Origin of the sequence: Corynebacterium sp. HMSC073H12, assembly GCF_001837775.1 — a bacterium.
Classification (GTDB): Bacteria; Actinomycetota; Actinomycetes; order Mycobacteriales; family Mycobacteriaceae; genus Corynebacterium; species Corynebacterium amycolatum.
Window position 1 is genome coordinate 446691 of sequence record NZ_KV834038.1, and the last position, 15853, is coordinate 462543.

Here is a 15853-nt window from a genome sequence, read left to right on the forward strand (position 1 = left end):
TCTGGATCCAGCCCAGCTAGATATTCCGGCTCGTTCACATCCGCCTCTGAGTAAGTCAAAAGTTGTTAGACCCCATTTTTAAACTGGTCGAGTGCTATTCGTCATTGCTGTAGACACGGCGGACGTACAGCAGCCGGTCGCCTGGCTCCACCGATTCACACTCTGGTGAATCAATTCGGTACAGCTCACCCGAGCGCACCACACCGAGTGCAATATCCGCGAGGTGCCGTGGGCTGGCACCGATTTCCTCTTCGGTGACGAGCCTCTCTGCAACAGAGAATCCTTCATCCGGGCTCAGGAGGTCTTCCATCATCTCCACCACCGAAGGAGTCACCGTGGCCAGCCCCAGCATTCGGCCGGCGGTTTCAGAAGAAATGACCACTTGGTCTGCACCTGACTGCGTCAACAAGTGGCGGTTTTCTGATTCACGCACTGAAGCCACAATTGAGGCACCCGGTGCCAACTCGCGGACAGACAACGTGACCAGCACCGCTGTGTCATCTTTGTTCGGTGCAACGACTATAGAGCGGGCACGCTGAATACCAGCTAACTTCAGCACATCGGATTTAGTAGCCGACCCATGCACCGTCGCCAAGCCTTGATTCGAAGCGTGGTCGAGTGCTTCCTTGTCCGTATCAATGACAACGATTTCTGCCGGATCTACGCCGTCCGCGAGAAGAGCTGCAATGGCAGAACGACCCTTGGTGCCGTATCCGATAACGACGGTGTGGTTGCGCAACTGTCTCCTCCAGCGCTGAATTTGCAGGGTTTTCCGAGACTCTTGGGTCAAAACGGTCAGAGTAGTACCGACCAAGAGAGCAAGGAAGGCCACACGCAGTGGCGTAATGATCAAAATATTGAGTAATCGAGCCCTCTGTGTCACCGGCGTGATGTCACCGTAGCCCGTCGTTGACAGGCTGACAGCCGAGTAATACACCGAATCGATGAAGGTGAGAGGCTCCGTATATCCGTTGCGGTCGTAGTAGACCACGACGGATGCAATGAGCAGCAAAAATACGGCGTAGTTCAAACGACGTATGATTAGCCGCCAAGGATTCTTCGGCGCGGACTCGGGCAGCCCAATGACTCCCAGCAGTGCATGCCCGGGAAGATCATTGAGCCCGGCTTCGTATCCCGAAGATTTCCGAATTGGATTACGCAACCGCTCCTCGCCTGCCTTTCATGAAAACTCCTCCAGGTGAAAAATAGCGCATACAAACTGCTGCTTTCACCTGGATAACTGGCCACGGCCACGCGGCAGTTACATACGTAGATGATTATCCAATCAGCTCGCGCATTTTCCTGTCCAACTCTATCCTGCTTGGCAGCAGCGCTTCATCTGGTATTAGCGTCCGTCCTGCCGAGACGTAGAAGAACCCGGCTTCGATGTCCTCGGAGGCCGTTTCCATTCCCATCTCGCGCAGCCTATCCGACCACGCCAGGCGGTAAATCGCCAGCTGTAGCGCCGCTACTTCCCTTTCCTTTCCGCGTGGCATCTGGCCTGTCTTCCAGTCAATGACGCTCCACTTCCCGTTGTCCTTAAACACCGCGTCGATTCGGCCGACGACCCGCCGTTGCCCAATAGCAATTTCAAACGGCACTTCCACATGCACTGGCGTGCGGTCAGCCCACTCGGATGCCTCGAAATTCGCCTTCAACTTCTCAAGTTCGCGTTCGGACGCGACTTGTTCTGTGCCGAGGAAGTCATCCAGTTGATCCCCGAACAGATCCTCATCGTCCAGCAGGCTGTGTGCACCGAAGCGATTTTCCAACCAAGCGTGGAATGCCGTACCTCGGCGGGCGAATCGGTTTGGCTTAAACGGCACCGGGCGTGCTTTCCGACGAGCAAACGCGACCGGATCCGCAATCATGGCTTGGTATTCGCTTGTGGACATGCTTGTCGGCATTGGTAGATGAATCTCCGCGGCCTTAGCCCGAAGGATTTCATCCACGAGAATGGTCGTTTCCGTTTCCCATACCTCAGACAGGTCACCTGCAATGGGACGCTCATCCTGGTTCTCGCCCATGTACTGCATGACGCTTTCGGCTGCTCGCTGCACCCTATCTCGGCGGTTCCCCAGCGTATCAACGGGCCAGACCACCCCATCAACCGCAGTGTCGCAGTTCAGATCGACTTCGGTTTCCTCTACCTCGGGGTCCTCCCCATCAGTCCACGACACCACATAGTCACTGAATTGCGTGGCGATGGCTGCGAAGTCTGCCGACACGTCAGTGGGGTTCTTCAAGCTCGGATTAGGCCGCCTGCTTGCAGTAATAATGAGCTTTTTTGCAGAGCGAGTCATGGCAACGTAGAAGAGGCGCTGTTTTTCTTCCCGTTCCACTTCTCGTAGCTCTTCCTTGTAGGCTTTGATCACCTTGTTGAGGTCGGTCTGGTTATCTGCGCCTGATATATCCAGTTCGGGGGCATTGCTATCGACAGAATCAGCGACGGGAGCCCAATCGTTTGCTGCAAGCTGTGTTGCATCCTCTGTTGTTTCTGCACTAGCCGTTAACGGATCCACTTGAGTAATTGCACCAGGAGGCAGCTGAACTGAATTGGTGAGCCACGATGACAAATCAACTTTGTCGAACTTGCTGGTGGTGATGCCCGGAACGGCAACCGTTTCCCACTCCAGCCCCTTTGACTTGTGCATAGTCATGATTTGGACGCAGTTTTCCGGCATGTTCATAGGTGCCCGTTCCAAACCATCATCGTGTTCAACAGCGAATTCCAGATAGTTCAAAAACCCTGTCACATCGTCCGAGATATTTTGCGAATACGTCGCAGCGATATCGACAAACCTATCCAGATGCGCAGTCGTCGGCCTGGTTATCGCGGTAGCGGAACCGTACTGTCCAGCCGCTGCTTCTACGCGAATTCCAAACTCAGTAGCGATGTCCTCGACCAGTTCCGGCAGAGGCTTATTCAGCGAGAACCGACGTAGTTTTCGTAGGCTTGCACCCAACTGTGCGATGCGCGCCATTGCTTCATCTGTGTAGTTCAGTGACTCGCTGCAGACCAACCGCCCATTTTTTTCCACACTGCCGCGCGCCAGCGGGGTGCCGTCGTAAAAACGAATATCCGGGTCGGCGATGGCGTGCCCCAGCCCCACCGCGGACGATGCTGCTTCGGCATCTTCCACGAGCTTGTCATACTGGCGAGCGAGCTGGGAAAGCGGTGAGGAGTCTGTAGTCTCTTCGACGTTGCCCTTTTTTCGAGCCAACTCGTCCTTGCCTGCCATTGCCAGCTGGTTTACACGAGTGCGAAGCGCCTCCACGTCTGCGGCACCCAAATTGAACTGTGGGCTGAGCAGCAGACGCAGAGCATCCTGGTCTGAACTGGGGTCGACCAATATCTTCATCACCGAGGTGATATCCATGACTTCGGGCAAATGCAGCAATCCAGCGAGTCCCACAATGATTGCAGGCACACCCCGCTCAGACAGTGCATCTAAATAGACAGCCGATTCAGCATTTGTCCGAACTAGGATGGCGGCATCGAGCTTGTTGCCAGCTGCTTCACATTCGCGTAATTGCGCCTCCATGCAATCTGCGATGTATGCAACTTCTTCCGCACCGGTTGCGGTGAAAGCAAGCTGCACTTCACCCTGACCTGCTTTTGGACCGGCATCCAGTGCCTCTACCGTACGAGCCTGCCCCGCGAAAGCACGGTCGGAGACTGCGTTAGCAAGCTGCAGAACTGACTGCGGATTTCGCCAAGAAATGGTCAGTTGCTTTTTCTCCGCTGGCTGCCCATCCGACCGCGGAAAATCATTGACAAACTGCACAAGGTTTTCGGCAGTTGCTCCTCGCCAGCCATAAATTGCCTGCATCGGATCGCCGACAGCGGTGACACAACCACCGGAGAACAGCGCACGCAGGAACAGCCGCTGTGTGTGCGACGTGTCCTGGTACTCGTCGAGCATGATGATCTTAAAGCGACGCCGCTCCTCCTCCCCGACTTCCGCGAAGTCGGTGGCTAGCCGGGCCGCACGAGCCATCTGCATACCGAAGGTGGCGACATTTTCTTCATTGCACCGAGCTCGAACCTGTTCTACCAGCGGCAAAATCTCTAATCTCTCTCGCTGCTTATCGACGATGCCCTGTAGATTGCCAATTAGCCCCTCGCGTTTACCCTTCTGCGGGGTCTGCTCAATATTGCTGATGAACGCTTCGGTTTCCTCGCGAATCGCCTGCGGTGACGAAAGGTTTGAGTCGATGTTCGACCCCAGCTCAATAATGCGGCTGGCCAGCGTCGATGGTGCAATATCGACATCAATTTCCTTCACATTACGAGCGGTTTCCCAGGCCAACTGCCACTGCGTCGCGCCATCCATAATGGTGACCCCCGGCTCCGTCGGCAGCAAAAGACCATAATTGCTCACGACTTCAGAGGCATAGGCATCGTAAGTAAGCGTGGTTGGGGCAATGACCTCGAGGCTTGCTAGTACCTCTGGTGAAGCCTGTGCACGAAATGCGGCAGAGGAAGCAAGCGCATTGAGCTGTTGGCGGATACGGACGCCGAGCTCGCGCGCTGCCTTCCTGGTGAAGGTCAAGCCTAGAACTTCTTCTGGGCGGATAAAGCCATTGGCGACCAACCACACGACACGGGAAGCCATTGTCGCTGTTTTACCAGCACCGGCACCGGCGACAACAAGCATTGGTTCCATCGGTGCACCGATTACCGCCGCTTGTTGCGGGGTGGGCGGAAAGTCCTGGCCCATCATCTCCGACAGGGTGACGGGATCAATGATGGTTCGTTCCTCCGACATGACTACCGATTCCCTTCTGCTGCCGGGCACGCCTTCGAAAGCGTGCAGAACTTGCAATGATCACCAGCGAGCGCCAAGGCACGCGGGCCAGACGTCGCACGTGCTACCTGCTCCACGCGACGCTCCCAGTCAGCCAACTTGTCTTCCGTGAGCTTTGACTGTTCTCGGCTAGTGATAATGGTCTTATTGTGTGACTTTCGCGGAAATACCAGGTACGCCCCCGATTGTTCAATGCCTTCGCCGTTGTCCACAGCAAGCCCATCTCCGCTTTCAACGAGCTTCCCCTTCGACAACGCCAGCTGATATGTAGCTAGCTGTGCGTGTTCTTCGACTTCTTTACCGGAGGGCGCTGTCTTACCGGTTTTAATATCGACGATTTGAACTGCACCATCAGCGTCTTCAATCAACCGGTCAATTCGTCCGACAATCACGATGTCATCGTTGATGGTGACTTTTACCGGAACCTCGGTCCCGATATCTTTCTTAGTCTCAATCCACCGCTGCCAATCCTCCAGCGCTGTCAACCAGGTCTCTTCCTCAGTACGCTTACGCCACTCCGGATCATCGGACAGGTCACCAAAAACACGCCGGATTTCGGACTGCGCCTCAGGCACAGTCACTCCCTTGGCTACGGCTTCTACCGCCTGATGAAGTAGAGAGCCCAAATACATGGCCGATGTCGGTGCTGATTTATCCAGCATGGCCTTCAGCGGGCAACTCAGGGTTGCTTCCACCTTGGAAGGGTTGATTCTCATCGGCTTCTTGTCATTTACCGGCTTCGAGGTCGACGGTGCACGGAGCCCCCACCAGGTGTCCGGATGTGCGCCAGCAACCTCAACCTGTGCCAATCGCGCGAGTTGACGTGCAGCTTGTCGACGCCGCGTCTCAGTCTCCGCATCGTCTACTACGGCTGCACGCAGTTCTGCCAGCAGTGACTCCACAGAGAGCACCCGTGGCAGGCCTTCACCGGCCCATTTGGAATCTTCTGCCTCTGCAACATCCGAATTGCCGGCGTTTGCTTCATTAGCCGTAGCCCCGACTCCGTTCGCAGCCGAAGAGGCTTCCGACTGCTTCGCCAGCTCCGTCGCCGAATTACCGAGCTTTTCAACGAGCTCGATAACAAACGGACTGGGAACTCCAACATCATCAGGAGAATCGACTGCGGTCAGCAGTACCCTGTCGCTCGCCCGTGATACCGCGACGTGCAGCAAACGACGTTCCTCCGCTAGCGCATCCGCCATGGAATTGATGTACTCCCGCGGTTCAATCCCGTGGTCGACGAGACCGATGAACTCGTTCTGCTTCATCACCGAGCCAGTCACACCGAGGCTGGGCCACAGGCCTTCCTGTACTCCGACAACTGCTACTGCCTTCCACTGCCTGCCCAGAGCCGCATGCGCTGAGAGAATGCGCACGGCGTCGCGCTCTACCCCGCTACGGTCACGTGCGCCGATGGGCAGCTCCTGCTCTTCCACAGAAGCGATAAAACCGTCAACCGTCAGCTTTGGATTCAGCTCCACACGGTCACCAGCAAAGTCGAACAGTGCCATCACAGCATCCAAGTCGCGGTCAGCCGATGCTCCAGCTGTACCGCCGCGCAACGATGCCGCCACCAGATGGTCTGCCAAACCAGTGGACTGCCAAATTGCCCACAAAGTTGCTTCCACACCATCACGCAACGCTTCACGCGCTGCGCTCAACAGATCCAGCGGCACCTGCAGCGCCTGACGTTCACGCTGCGACAGAGACTCAATAAGCTCCAGCTGCTCAGTTGTGAGACCATCTGCCTTCAAGATTCCGATGAGCTGAGTCATCGCGGCCCCACCGAACAGGTCGGCCTTTCGGATTCCGCGCAGCAGACGCTCTTTGACAATCGGATCCATGTTAACCAGTGGGCCGGAGAGAAACTCGTCCCACTCCACGTCATCGAGCTGGTTCATAGTTGCCCGCAACGCCACCATCAGCGCTCGCACCAATCGCTGATGACTTAGCACGATGTCCGTTGGGTCAATCTGCACAGGCACACCCGCACGCGACAATGCACGGAACAGAGAGGACTCCCCTGCACCGGACCGGACGATGACCGCCATATCCTTCCATGCCACCCCCTCGTCAATATGAAGGCGCCGGAAGTAGTCCGCGACTGTGGCTCGCTGTGCACGTTCAGAGGGATGAATAGCTATTTTTACTGCACTTTTAGCTGCGTACGAGTTTTCCGCTGCGACGGTCTCGCTGTTGTTTCCAACTTCGAATTCACTAGCTTCTTGTGCTCCAACTGAACCAACAATGCCACGGTATGCAGGAGCCTTAGGCAAGCGCTGAGAAACTGCGTTGACTAAATCCGCGATTTCAGCGTTACAGCGGTAAGACTGCTGCAAGTGGATTGCCTTGTACTCGGCCTCACCAATCCCCCGGAGATAGTCATTATTAGCACCGCGGAAGTGAAATACCGATTGATCTTCATCACCAGTAATGACGGCCACCGCCGCCTGCGACACAAACCGATCCACAAGACGCGCAGCCTCCGGCGATAGGTGTTCAGCATCATCGACCAGCACCACCGACTTTCCCCACCGAGCCAGTGCTTGCGCGTCTGCATCCAGCTCCATCAATGCCGCAGAGACAATCTCTGCTGCGTTCAAGCTGGGCTCCCACGCCAACCGCATAGTCTGCTGATACTCCGCCATAAACTTGCCAGCCGCGCACCACGACTCAATGCCATAGTCCACGCCGAGCTGCTGAAGTCTCGGGGCATCAATCCCTCGCTCAGCTGCGCGCAGCAGAAAATCACGAACCGCACGGGAAAAACCGACTAATGGAAGAGCCGGGCGCAACCGCTCTGGCCAATACGCACCACCATCTTCCGCATGACCGGCCAAAAGCTGCCGCACGACAGCATCTTGTCGTGCACCTGTGGTCAACGACGGTTCAGGCTCTCCCCGACTGACGGCGGAATCACGTACTACTGCATAGGCAAGTGAATGCACGGCACGCACCATTCCACCTTGACCTGCCCCGAACGAACCGTCTTCCCCCAGTTCAGAGGAAAAACGCCTGTCAATATCCCGCCTCAAATCCGCGGCGGCCTCTTTTGACTGCGACACCACCAAAATGCTGTCCGACGGAATGCCCGCCTGCATGTAGTCCACCGCGAGATCTGCCAGCAGCGAACTCTTGCCAGTCCCTGGGCCGCCTAAAACGCGCACAACAGACTGGTTTACAAGCTTGTTCTCTACCACGAGCGCCTGATTATGGGAAGGGAAAAGCGCCTCTGCCGCAGTACCCAACCACTGCCGACGACGAGGAGGTTCCTCCTGGACGAACCGAACCTTCGGCATTCCATCTACGTTCATGTGCACCATTGTGGCACAACCCCCGGACCAATGCTCGAACATCCATTCGAAACTGGGGAAATACCCCCGCCCCGAAACGACTGTAAATACTGCCCGGCGCTACTTAGACACAAATGCGCGAACCAGCGAAGCCGCGCGAAACAGACCGCGATACGCACCCGGCTGCGATTCCGGACTAACAGCGTGGACAAAAAGTCGATAGCACATCGCACGAACGAGCAACTGACCGAAATCCGGCAAATGATCGAAGCGCCGCAGTAGCTCCTCATCAGCACCCATCATGGACAGACAATCCACTGCCGCTAAGGCAGCTGTCCAACCACGGACACGCCATACTGGCACGATATCGGTGAGAACTGGGGCGGCCGTGCCGTCGTAAAGCAGCGTGCCGACGAGGTCTGCGTGACAGACCTGCAGAAGCTCCGTTGGCACAACCATCTCTGCCCGCAACTGGAGAAGATCACCGGAGATCGTGAGAGCCTCGGCGCAATCGGCGCGGGGGACGCTATCCGCGTCAAGAAGCTGCTCGAGGATGCCGATTGGGTCAGATTCCCAAGCTGCGCGATTACACATGACGAAGTAATCGGGCTCCTTATCAAGGAGGAACTGCGGCCGTTCAATACTGGCAAGCGACTCTTCCACGCGACCAGCGGCAACAATGGTTTCATCGGCACGTGGCGCGAATCCCCCCGGGATGAAATGACGGGCCTGCCACCCAGCAATGACCAAGCGGCCGTCACTGGTACGCACGGATTTCGCTACTCGGACGCCATCGACATCTAGCGCGCTGCGAACCTTTGCTGACCACAGCGCCTGCGCCGAATTATGTACCGGCGAAAGGACAATGGAATCGTCGTAGACCCAGCCATTGTCCCAAGCTCGCCCGGCACGATGCGGCTCGCCCTCGGCACCAAAGGCCTCTAAAACACGGTCGGGAGGAGTGGCAATCATAATCTGCTACTACCTTGCTTTCTGAGTCGGTGCGGCCGTATCGTCGTCCGCCCCAAATGGATACGGCCAGCCGTTGACAGAACACGTCTTGCCATCGATCTGATAGACCTCGCTGCTGTCGATTTCATGCAGTTCATCGTTCGACACACTCAGGGTCTGCTGCATCATGATTGGCGCGATACCGCCGTCCCTCGGGCAGGGCTCGTGAACCGCGTACCCAAGTCCGTGACCAACCTCGTGGTTAATAAGGTATTGGCGATACAGTCCCATGTCCCCCTCAAAAGGCAGGGCACCTCGAACCCACCGGGCGATACTGACGACCACACGCCCAGGCTCACCTTCCCGCTGCCCAGACAGGTAACAGGAGGTCTCCATTCCCAAGGTGTTTCCGCACAGCTGATGCGCGGTTCCAGTCGCGGAAAGCTGCACGACAATCGTCGGATTCTGGTCGCTAGGTACCGCCTCGAAGGAAAAATCTGGATCAGCTGTCCAGCCACGTGGATCGGCCAGAATCGAGTTCACCGTCTCCGCAAAGGCGCGCTCGCCGCCAATCGAAGGAACATCAATGTTGTCTTCAATTTCCACGGAATACCTGATCGCATTGCGGCGCCCCTCCCCGACACGGGGATGCGCCACGGTGACATCTTTAAAATTTCCCGAGGGTTCCGTGGCAAAGGCCGGACCAGGCGGCAACTGTCCTCCCTCGTAGCCATCACCGTACCCCTCACCAGGCACCGGACCAGGGCGACTATTGCCACTCTGCGAGGCGACAGTGCCATTGCCGGAACCTGAAGAACCATCTTCAGCAGTGAAGATGTCGAAGAGAATGATGACTGTGAGCACCACAAGTACGGGGATGGCATAGGCTCGCCACCCCCAACTCCTTGCAATGCGTACGAGAAAGGGTTCTTGCGTCATTAGGCGAAGAAGCCAACCTTACGGTCTGCGTTATTACCGGTACGGACGTAGGCGACCTTGTCAGCATTAATCAGGTACTCCTGACCAGCGCTGTCACTGAGCTCAATCACACCTTCGCCAGCAGCCAGCTTCTGGGAGATCGCAGCCTTGACCTCCTCGCCACCAGCGACGTTTTCAATGCTCAGCTCACGCGTATTGTCTGCAAATCCAATAGTGATGTCCATAGGTGACATCATAACCATTCCCAAAGCGGCTAGGATTAGAGAGACCGATTAAGCCGTCGTGTCACGTGAGGTTACAAACAGCAAAGGAGTCGCCGTGGCAGAGTCCCAGTCCCCGACATTCGTCGAATTGGGGGTCGCCGCGGAAATCTGCGACGCACTCGCCGACGAAGGAATCAACCGCACATTTGCCATCCAGGAACTGACGCTGCCCTTGGCGCTCGACGGCACGGACATCATCGGCCAAGCCCGTACTGGCATGGGAAAAACCCTTGGTTTTGGTGTCCCCCTCATTGACCGCGTCTTTGATGACGCCCGCATTCCAGAACCAGATGGCACTGCCCGCGCAATCATCGTCGTTCCCACCCGTGAGCTATGCGTGCAGGTCGGCGAGGACTTAGCCCGCGCTGCGCACTCAACCAATCTGCGTGTATGCACCATTTACGGTGGCCGCCCCTATGAGGAACAGATTGAACAGCTAGACCGCGGCGTGGACATCATCGTCGGCACTCCGGGCCGCCTCATCGATCTTTACCAGCGCAATAATCTCGAGCTGTCAGGCGTAAAGATTTTGGTTCTCGACGAGGCCGACGAAATGCTCGACTTGGGTTTCCTGCCGGACATCGAGAAGATTCTGGCTGCGGTGCCGGATGAACGTCAGACCATGCTCTTCTCGGCAACAATGCCGGGCCCAATTCTGACTCTCGCACGTACCTTTATGAATCGCCCGGTGCACATCCGCGCTGAATCAGGCGAGGAAGAGGCCACTGTCCATGAGACCACTAAGCAGATTGTTTTCCAATCGCACCAAATGGATAAGGTTTCAGTCATTGCCCGCATCCTGCAAGCCAACGGTCGTGGTCGCACCATCATTTTTGCTCGTACGAAGCGTGGTGCCGCTTCCGTTGCTGAGCAGCTCGGCGAGCGGGGCTTCCTGGTCACCGCCGTCCACGGCGATATGGGTCAGCCTGCACGTGAGCGCTCACTGACGGCGTTCCGCAATGGCGACGTCGACGTCCTGGTCGCAACCGATGTCGCGGCTCGCGGTATCGACATCGACGATGTCACCCACGTCATCAACCACCAGGTGCCCGATGACGAAATGACCTATGTCCACCGCATCGGCCGCACCGGACGCGCGGGACACAGTGGTGTCGCCGTTACACTCGTCGGCTGGGATGAGACCGCAAAGTGGAAGGCTATTTCAGATGCTCTCGACCTGGACATGGCCGAGATTCCGACGTGGTTTTCCACCTCCCCCGAGCTCGCCGAAGCTCTTGACATCCCCGAGGGAATCGATGAGAAAGTCGGGCCAGCCCGCCCGGTGTTGGGTTCCCGACCACCTCGCGGGCATGGCGGAAGAGGTCCGCGAAACAACCGCTCACAGCCTCATCATCGGAATCGCGGCCACGGACGAAACTCAAGGCGGGACGGCCACTCCAATTCTCATCGTCGCAGCTAAACTGCTGCGCGTGCCGACTCCCCCGCCTCACTTCTCTCCACGACCACTCGTCGACAGGACATTCCAACCGTGCTGCAGTCACCACAAGCCAACGCTGAGCCCACTACTGCAGAGACCCGACTGCGTCGAAATCGAATCGCATCAGTCATTCTCATCATCGCCGTAGTGCTAGTCATCGGTTGGACATGGGTCGCTTCCCCGGCCCGCAAGGTCGATCGCACTGAAACGACGGCTTCTGTCGGCTCGGCAATGCAAGCCCCGGCTGCGAACGATCCGGAGGCAATGCCACATACTCTCCGGCCGGTGTGGTCCGCCGAATCGTCGGCAAGCACAAGCACGCACACCATCTCTCCGGCGCCACTGGTGATGGACAACTCTCTCATCGTTGCTGAGGACCGGGGCGTGCGTGCTATCTCGCTTAACGACGGCACGGAGCGCTGGCACTATCGGCGAGATATTCCGCTGTGTGCGCTCTCGGGCAGTGATGGCCAAGTTTTCGCGACTTTTCGTGGGGCAGCTGACTGCGGTGAGACCGTTGCACTCAAACCCGACTCGGGGCAGTATGTCGCGACCCGAAAATCGATTGCTGCTGACAGCCCTGCCGTCGTGCGCTCGAATTCATACGCGGGCGTCTACGACTCTGGATTCCTGGAGCTGTGGCGCTCTGACTTGGTCCGCGTAGTCGAGTACGGCAAGGTTCCAGCATCTCCGGAACCGAAGATGCAGCCACATCCAGAGTGTTCGATTATCAGTGCGCTCACACGCGTGGAGCTGCTGGCCGTTGTAAACAACTGCGATGGTCACGGACGTCTGGTCATGCAGGTGGCAAATCCGGAGGAATCGCGGAAACCAGAGGTCAAGAGTGATATTGACCTTGGTCCAGTAACTGCAGATATGTCGCTGGTATCGATTGGCCAGGACACGGCAGCGGTACTGGCAGACAATCGCATCCGCGTTTTTCGTATGGACGGCACGATGCTAACTGAATTGGCGCTGGGTGAGACTACCCTGCGTCCAGCACCGGCTGAAGCTAACTCCGACGGCGATGCCCCGCGTGCGCCTTTTACAACGGATCTCCCCCATCACATGACGTGGTGGTCGCCACGTGGATTACTTGGCTTCCGTCCGAGCACCCTGGCACCGGATTTCGAGTTTCCTGAGGCCACAGGGACCCCAGCTCCATGGGGTGAGCATGTTTTCATGCCAGTCGCTGACGGAGTCGCGGTATTGAATGCCTCAACTCTCGAAATTATCGGCACACTCCCGTTGCCTGCAGCTGCGAAGTCCACTCAAGCAAATGATGCGGACAAGCCGGAACTGCCCGTGCGCCTTGCGGTTGTCGGTGACACGCTACTGGTTCAACGCGGTGAGTCAGTCGACGCGTTCGTCATCGAAATTTAAAAAGAGCGGGCAGCCCAGTCAATCGCCTTCGGACTAAACATACAGACCAGCGCCGCAATTGAAGCTGCCGCTGTCGGCAGAGCCAGCAGAAAAGCGCTCGAGCGGAACATGTAATAGGCCACACCCAGCAAGCAGAGGTTGAGCATAATAATCGGTCCGCGCCCCCAACGGGCGCCACGCAGCAACATAATCGCACCAGCGAGAACCGAGCCAAAAATGAGAAAGAACCACAGCGCGGTACCCCAACCGGAAATGACCGCGGCCTCGTCGCGGTACCCCATCAAATCACGAATCAGAAGGAAGACTCCGTAGCCCAGACCGAGGGCACATTCGGCGACGCCGATCCACGCACCGGCCATGACAACCTGAGGTGCGGCCATCGGTCCGTCAGCTACCGCAAGCTGGTCAGTAGTACGCGATTTGGACGCATTGCTGCTGTTTTTCTGGTTACTCACGCCCTACATGTTAGCCCGGCGGGAACCGATGAATACACCCTGGAGGCAAGTCGGCCAATGCATCCATCACAAGTCTGTTCATGCACTACTCTTGGTGCCTGTGCGTGCGTTGCTAATCTCCAATCCGAATTCGACCAGTAACTCTGCTCGACGCATGCCCAGCATTGTGCGGGCGCTTCGCTCAGTCGAGGGGATCCGCTTGACATCCATGTTCACCGCTTACTCCGGCCATGCTGAGGAAATGGTGGCGGGAATAACGGTTCGCGATTACGACGTCATTATTTCTCTCGGCGGCGACGGAACCATTAACGAGATTGTCAATGGGCTCATGGACTCCAACCCATTCTCCGCACTGTCTGCCACGGAACTGCCTGCCATCGCGACAATTCCCACCGGCAGCGCCAACGTCTTGGCAGGTGCGTTGGGCATTCCCCGCGACCCCGTAGATGCCGCGTGGTACATCGCAAGCCTGCTGCGCTCCCGAACCCGGAGCGCTATTAGCGTTGGACATGCAGCAGAGCGATGCTTCGTCGTCAATGCCGGTATCGGCATCGATGCGGAAGTCATTTCCACCATGGAACAGCTCCGACATAACGGTACCCGCGCCAAAGCCGTGCGCTATTTGCCGGCAATTTTCACCGCATGGAACGAGTTGCGCAAAAGCCCGCCACAAATCACCGCAACTATCGACGGCAAGGAATTTGGCCGCGATCTCGCAATGGCTGTGGTGTCCAACTCCAATCCATGGACATTCCTCGGCGACCTCCCCATCGTCACCAACCCCACTGTGTCACTGCGCAGGGGTCTGGGGTTTTATGGCTTCACTTCTTTAAAGGGAGTGACGGGGCTTGTCGCCGCAGCCAATTTGGCCGGTTTCTTCACCCGACTGCGCTCCCCCTTCCACATAGAAGCCCGCGAACGACGCGTTGACAACGCTCAGCGCATCCAGCTCACCGCTACTGCTCCACTTCGTCTCCAGCTGGACGGCGAGTACATCGATCAGTGCGACTGCCTCAACATCCGCGTTAAGCAAGGCGCAATCAATTTTGTGGCGCGTGCCGACGATTACACCGAGGACCAGTTCACCAAGAAGGTCGCTACCCGCCCCGTGGACGAGCGCTTGCTCGTTGTGGTGACCAAAAAGGCCATGGATCGCACACGCCGCCTGTTCAGTACTAGCCAAAAGACCGAGGCAAACCCGGCTTAAGCTGCAACTGTTCACTGACAAGCCAACAAAAACGCGCTATACACCCTTACTACTGCAATTACCAAAACTAAAATCACCCCCACAAGGGGCTAGTTTTGACCTGGCGTTTTAACCAAAACTTCACTTTTCTGTGAGGTTTGGCACTTTTATTCATTTTGCTCTTTACGAACCGCTCCAGTCGTGAAAACATGTAAATCGTCAGCGAGACAGGCACGCAGTTCACTGGATGTGCAACCATGCAAGTCTCGCCTTTTTAGGCGCAAACTCTTTGGTGAGTCCCCACTACCTTTCACGTCACATAGGCGATGCAACAGGTAGCCCCTCCCAAGATGCCTAATACCCCTGGGCAACCGGGAATGAACCCCAACCCTCGTTGAGATACGGCGATTTGTCGTGTCTGACGAAATCCATTTCCGGAGCTGCCTTCCCGCAAGGAAATTTAACCCTGCCCTCACCCGGGGCTCGTAATGTTTCAGGAGTTTGTCATGGATTGGCGTCACAAGGCCGTTTGTCGTGAAGAGGATCCGGAGCTTTTCTTCCCGGTCGGTAACTCCGGCCCGGCTCTCGCCCAGATTGCTAAGGCCAAGGTCGTTTGCAACCGCTGCCCCGTTACCGCTCAGTGCCTGGCTTGGGCACTTGAGACCGGCCAGGATGCAGGTGTCTGGGGCGGCATGAGCGAGGACGAGCGTCGCGCACTGAAGCGCCGTCGCAACCGCGGCCGTACTCGCCGCACTCGCACCAGCACCGCAGTCTAATTAAAAGACTTACCCCCTTACCGTGTAATCTATACCGGTTGATACCTGTTTAACCCGATAGAAAGAGAGCCCAGCTATGAGCAAGCGTGGCCGTAAGCGCAAGGACCGCCGTAAGAACAAGGCTAACCACGGCAAGCGTCCGAACAGCTAAGTTGCCCTTAGTTGCAGCAGTCTTAGCCATCACCGACTAAGACATCTCACTCCACCCCGACACAACTCGGTATTGCACCGAAGGACGGGGTGGAGTTTTTTGTGTCTCCAATGGAGAGCTCAACGGGTGACAGGGCTAAAAGTGACTAGGTTTATGACACGTGAATTGAATTCACCCGCGGTAGGGTCAGGCGGTCATTGCATCATG

12 protein-coding genes are annotated in these 15853 nt (G+C 56.9%); 5 read left to right on the forward strand and 7 right to left on the reverse strand.

The window, feature by feature from the left end:
* Positions 1-94: 94 nt before the first annotated feature.
* The 6 genes from HMPREF2708_RS08650 to HMPREF2708_RS08675 form a co-directional block, all read right to left on the reverse strand.
* On the reverse strand, positions 95-1162 hold the full coding sequence (locus tag HMPREF2708_RS08650) for a potassium channel family protein (RefSeq protein ID WP_070833897.1): 1068 nt from the start codon (positions 1160-1162) through the stop codon (positions 95-97).
* A 115-nt stretch (positions 1163-1277) separates the two neighbouring features.
* Positions 1278-4772 (reverse strand): UvrD-helicase domain-containing protein, encoded by a 3495-nt coding sequence (locus tag HMPREF2708_RS08655; RefSeq protein WP_070833898.1) that lies wholly within the window; start codon positions 4770-4772, stop codon positions 1278-1280.
* Positions 4773-4774: 2 nt separating this feature from the next.
* Positions 4775-8125 carry an ATP-dependent helicase gene (locus HMPREF2708_RS08660; protein ID WP_246840395.1) on the reverse strand — a complete coding sequence of 1117 codons (3351 nt, stop codon included), beginning with the start codon at positions 8123-8125 and terminating at the stop codon, positions 4775-4777.
* A 99-nt stretch (positions 8126-8224) separates the two neighbouring features.
* On the reverse strand, positions 8225-9076 hold the full coding sequence (locus HMPREF2708_RS08665) for a TIGR02569 family protein (protein WP_070833900.1): 852 nt from the start codon (positions 9074-9076) through the stop codon (positions 8225-8227).
* A gap of 9 nt (positions 9077-9085) precedes the next feature.
* Complete coding sequence (locus HMPREF2708_RS08670; RefSeq protein ID WP_070833901.1) at positions 9086-9994, reverse strand: DUF3152 domain-containing protein; 909 nt, start codon at positions 9992-9994, stop codon at positions 9086-9088.
* Positions 9994-10218, reverse strand: a complete 225-nt coding sequence (locus HMPREF2708_RS08675; RefSeq protein ID WP_070833902.1) for a DUF3107 domain-containing protein — start codon at positions 10216-10218, stop codon at positions 9994-9996. The genes HMPREF2708_RS08670 and HMPREF2708_RS08675 overlap by 1 nt, the downstream gene beginning before the upstream one ends.
* 94 nt (positions 10219-10312) lie before the next feature.
* Between HMPREF2708_RS08675 and HMPREF2708_RS08680 the strand changes: the two genes are divergently transcribed.
* The gene (locus tag HMPREF2708_RS08680; protein ID WP_070833903.1) at positions 10313-11677 is read left to right on the forward strand and encodes a DEAD/DEAH box helicase; all 1365 of its coding nucleotides are present in this window, start codon (positions 10313-10315) and stop codon (positions 11675-11677) included.
* A 69-nt stretch (positions 11678-11746) separates the two neighbouring features.
* On the forward strand, positions 11747-13078 hold the full coding sequence (locus HMPREF2708_RS08685) for an Rv3212 family protein (protein ID WP_070833904.1): 1332 nt from the start codon (positions 11747-11749) through the stop codon (positions 13076-13078).
* Here HMPREF2708_RS08685 and HMPREF2708_RS08690 read toward each other — a convergent pair.
* Positions 13075-13533: a hypothetical protein gene (locus tag HMPREF2708_RS08690; protein ID WP_246840396.1), complete on the reverse strand. Its 459-nt coding sequence runs from the start codon at positions 13531-13533 to the stop codon at positions 13075-13077. The two genes, HMPREF2708_RS08685 and HMPREF2708_RS08690, sit on opposite strands and share 4 nt — an antisense overlap.
* Positions 13534-13633: 100 nt before the next feature.
* Here HMPREF2708_RS08690 and HMPREF2708_RS08695 point away from each other — a divergent pair, with 100 nt between their 5' ends.
* From HMPREF2708_RS08695 to HMPREF2708_RS11430, 3 genes are all read left to right on the forward strand, one after another.
* Positions 13634-14740 carry a diacylglycerol/lipid kinase family protein gene (locus tag HMPREF2708_RS08695; protein WP_246840397.1) on the forward strand — a complete coding sequence of 369 codons (1107 nt, stop codon included), beginning with the start codon at positions 13634-13636 and terminating at the stop codon, positions 14738-14740.
* 485 nt (positions 14741-15225) lie between these two features.
* Complete coding sequence (locus tag HMPREF2708_RS08700) at positions 15226-15495, forward strand: WhiB family transcriptional regulator (protein WP_005511107.1); 270 nt, start codon at positions 15226-15228, stop codon at positions 15493-15495.
* A 76-nt stretch (positions 15496-15571) separates the two neighbouring features.
* Positions 15572-15646 (forward strand): 50S ribosomal protein bL37, encoded by a 75-nt coding sequence (locus HMPREF2708_RS11430; protein WP_014300525.1) that lies wholly within the window; start codon positions 15572-15574, stop codon positions 15644-15646.
* The last annotated feature ends 207 nt before the right edge of the window (positions 15647-15853 follow it).

Excerpts from the sequence above, each read along its gene's own strand:
- HMPREF2708_RS08670 (WP_070833901.1), bottom strand. The coding sequence starts at position 9,994 with ATGACGCAAGAACCCTTTCTCGTACGCATTGCAAGGAGTTGGGGGTGG.
- HMPREF2708_RS08655 (WP_070833898.1), bottom strand. The coding sequence starts at position 4,772 with ATGTCGGAGGAACGAACCATCATTGATCCCGTCACCCTGTCGGAGATG.
- HMPREF2708_RS08665 (WP_070833900.1), bottom strand. The coding sequence starts at position 9,076 with ATGATTGCCACTCCTCCCGACCGTGTTTTAGAGGCCTTTGGTGCCGAG.
- HMPREF2708_RS08675 (WP_070833902.1), bottom strand. The coding sequence starts at position 10,218 with ATGGACATCACTATTGGATTTGCAGACAATACGCGTGAGCTGAGCATT.
- HMPREF2708_RS08700 (WP_005511107.1), top strand. The coding sequence starts at position 15,226 with ATGGATTGGCGTCACAAGGCCGTTTGTCGTGAAGAGGATCCGGAGCTT.
- HMPREF2708_RS08660 (WP_246840395.1), bottom strand. The coding sequence starts at position 8,125 with ATGAACGTAGATGGAATGCCGAAGGTTCGGTTCGTCCAGGAGGAACCT.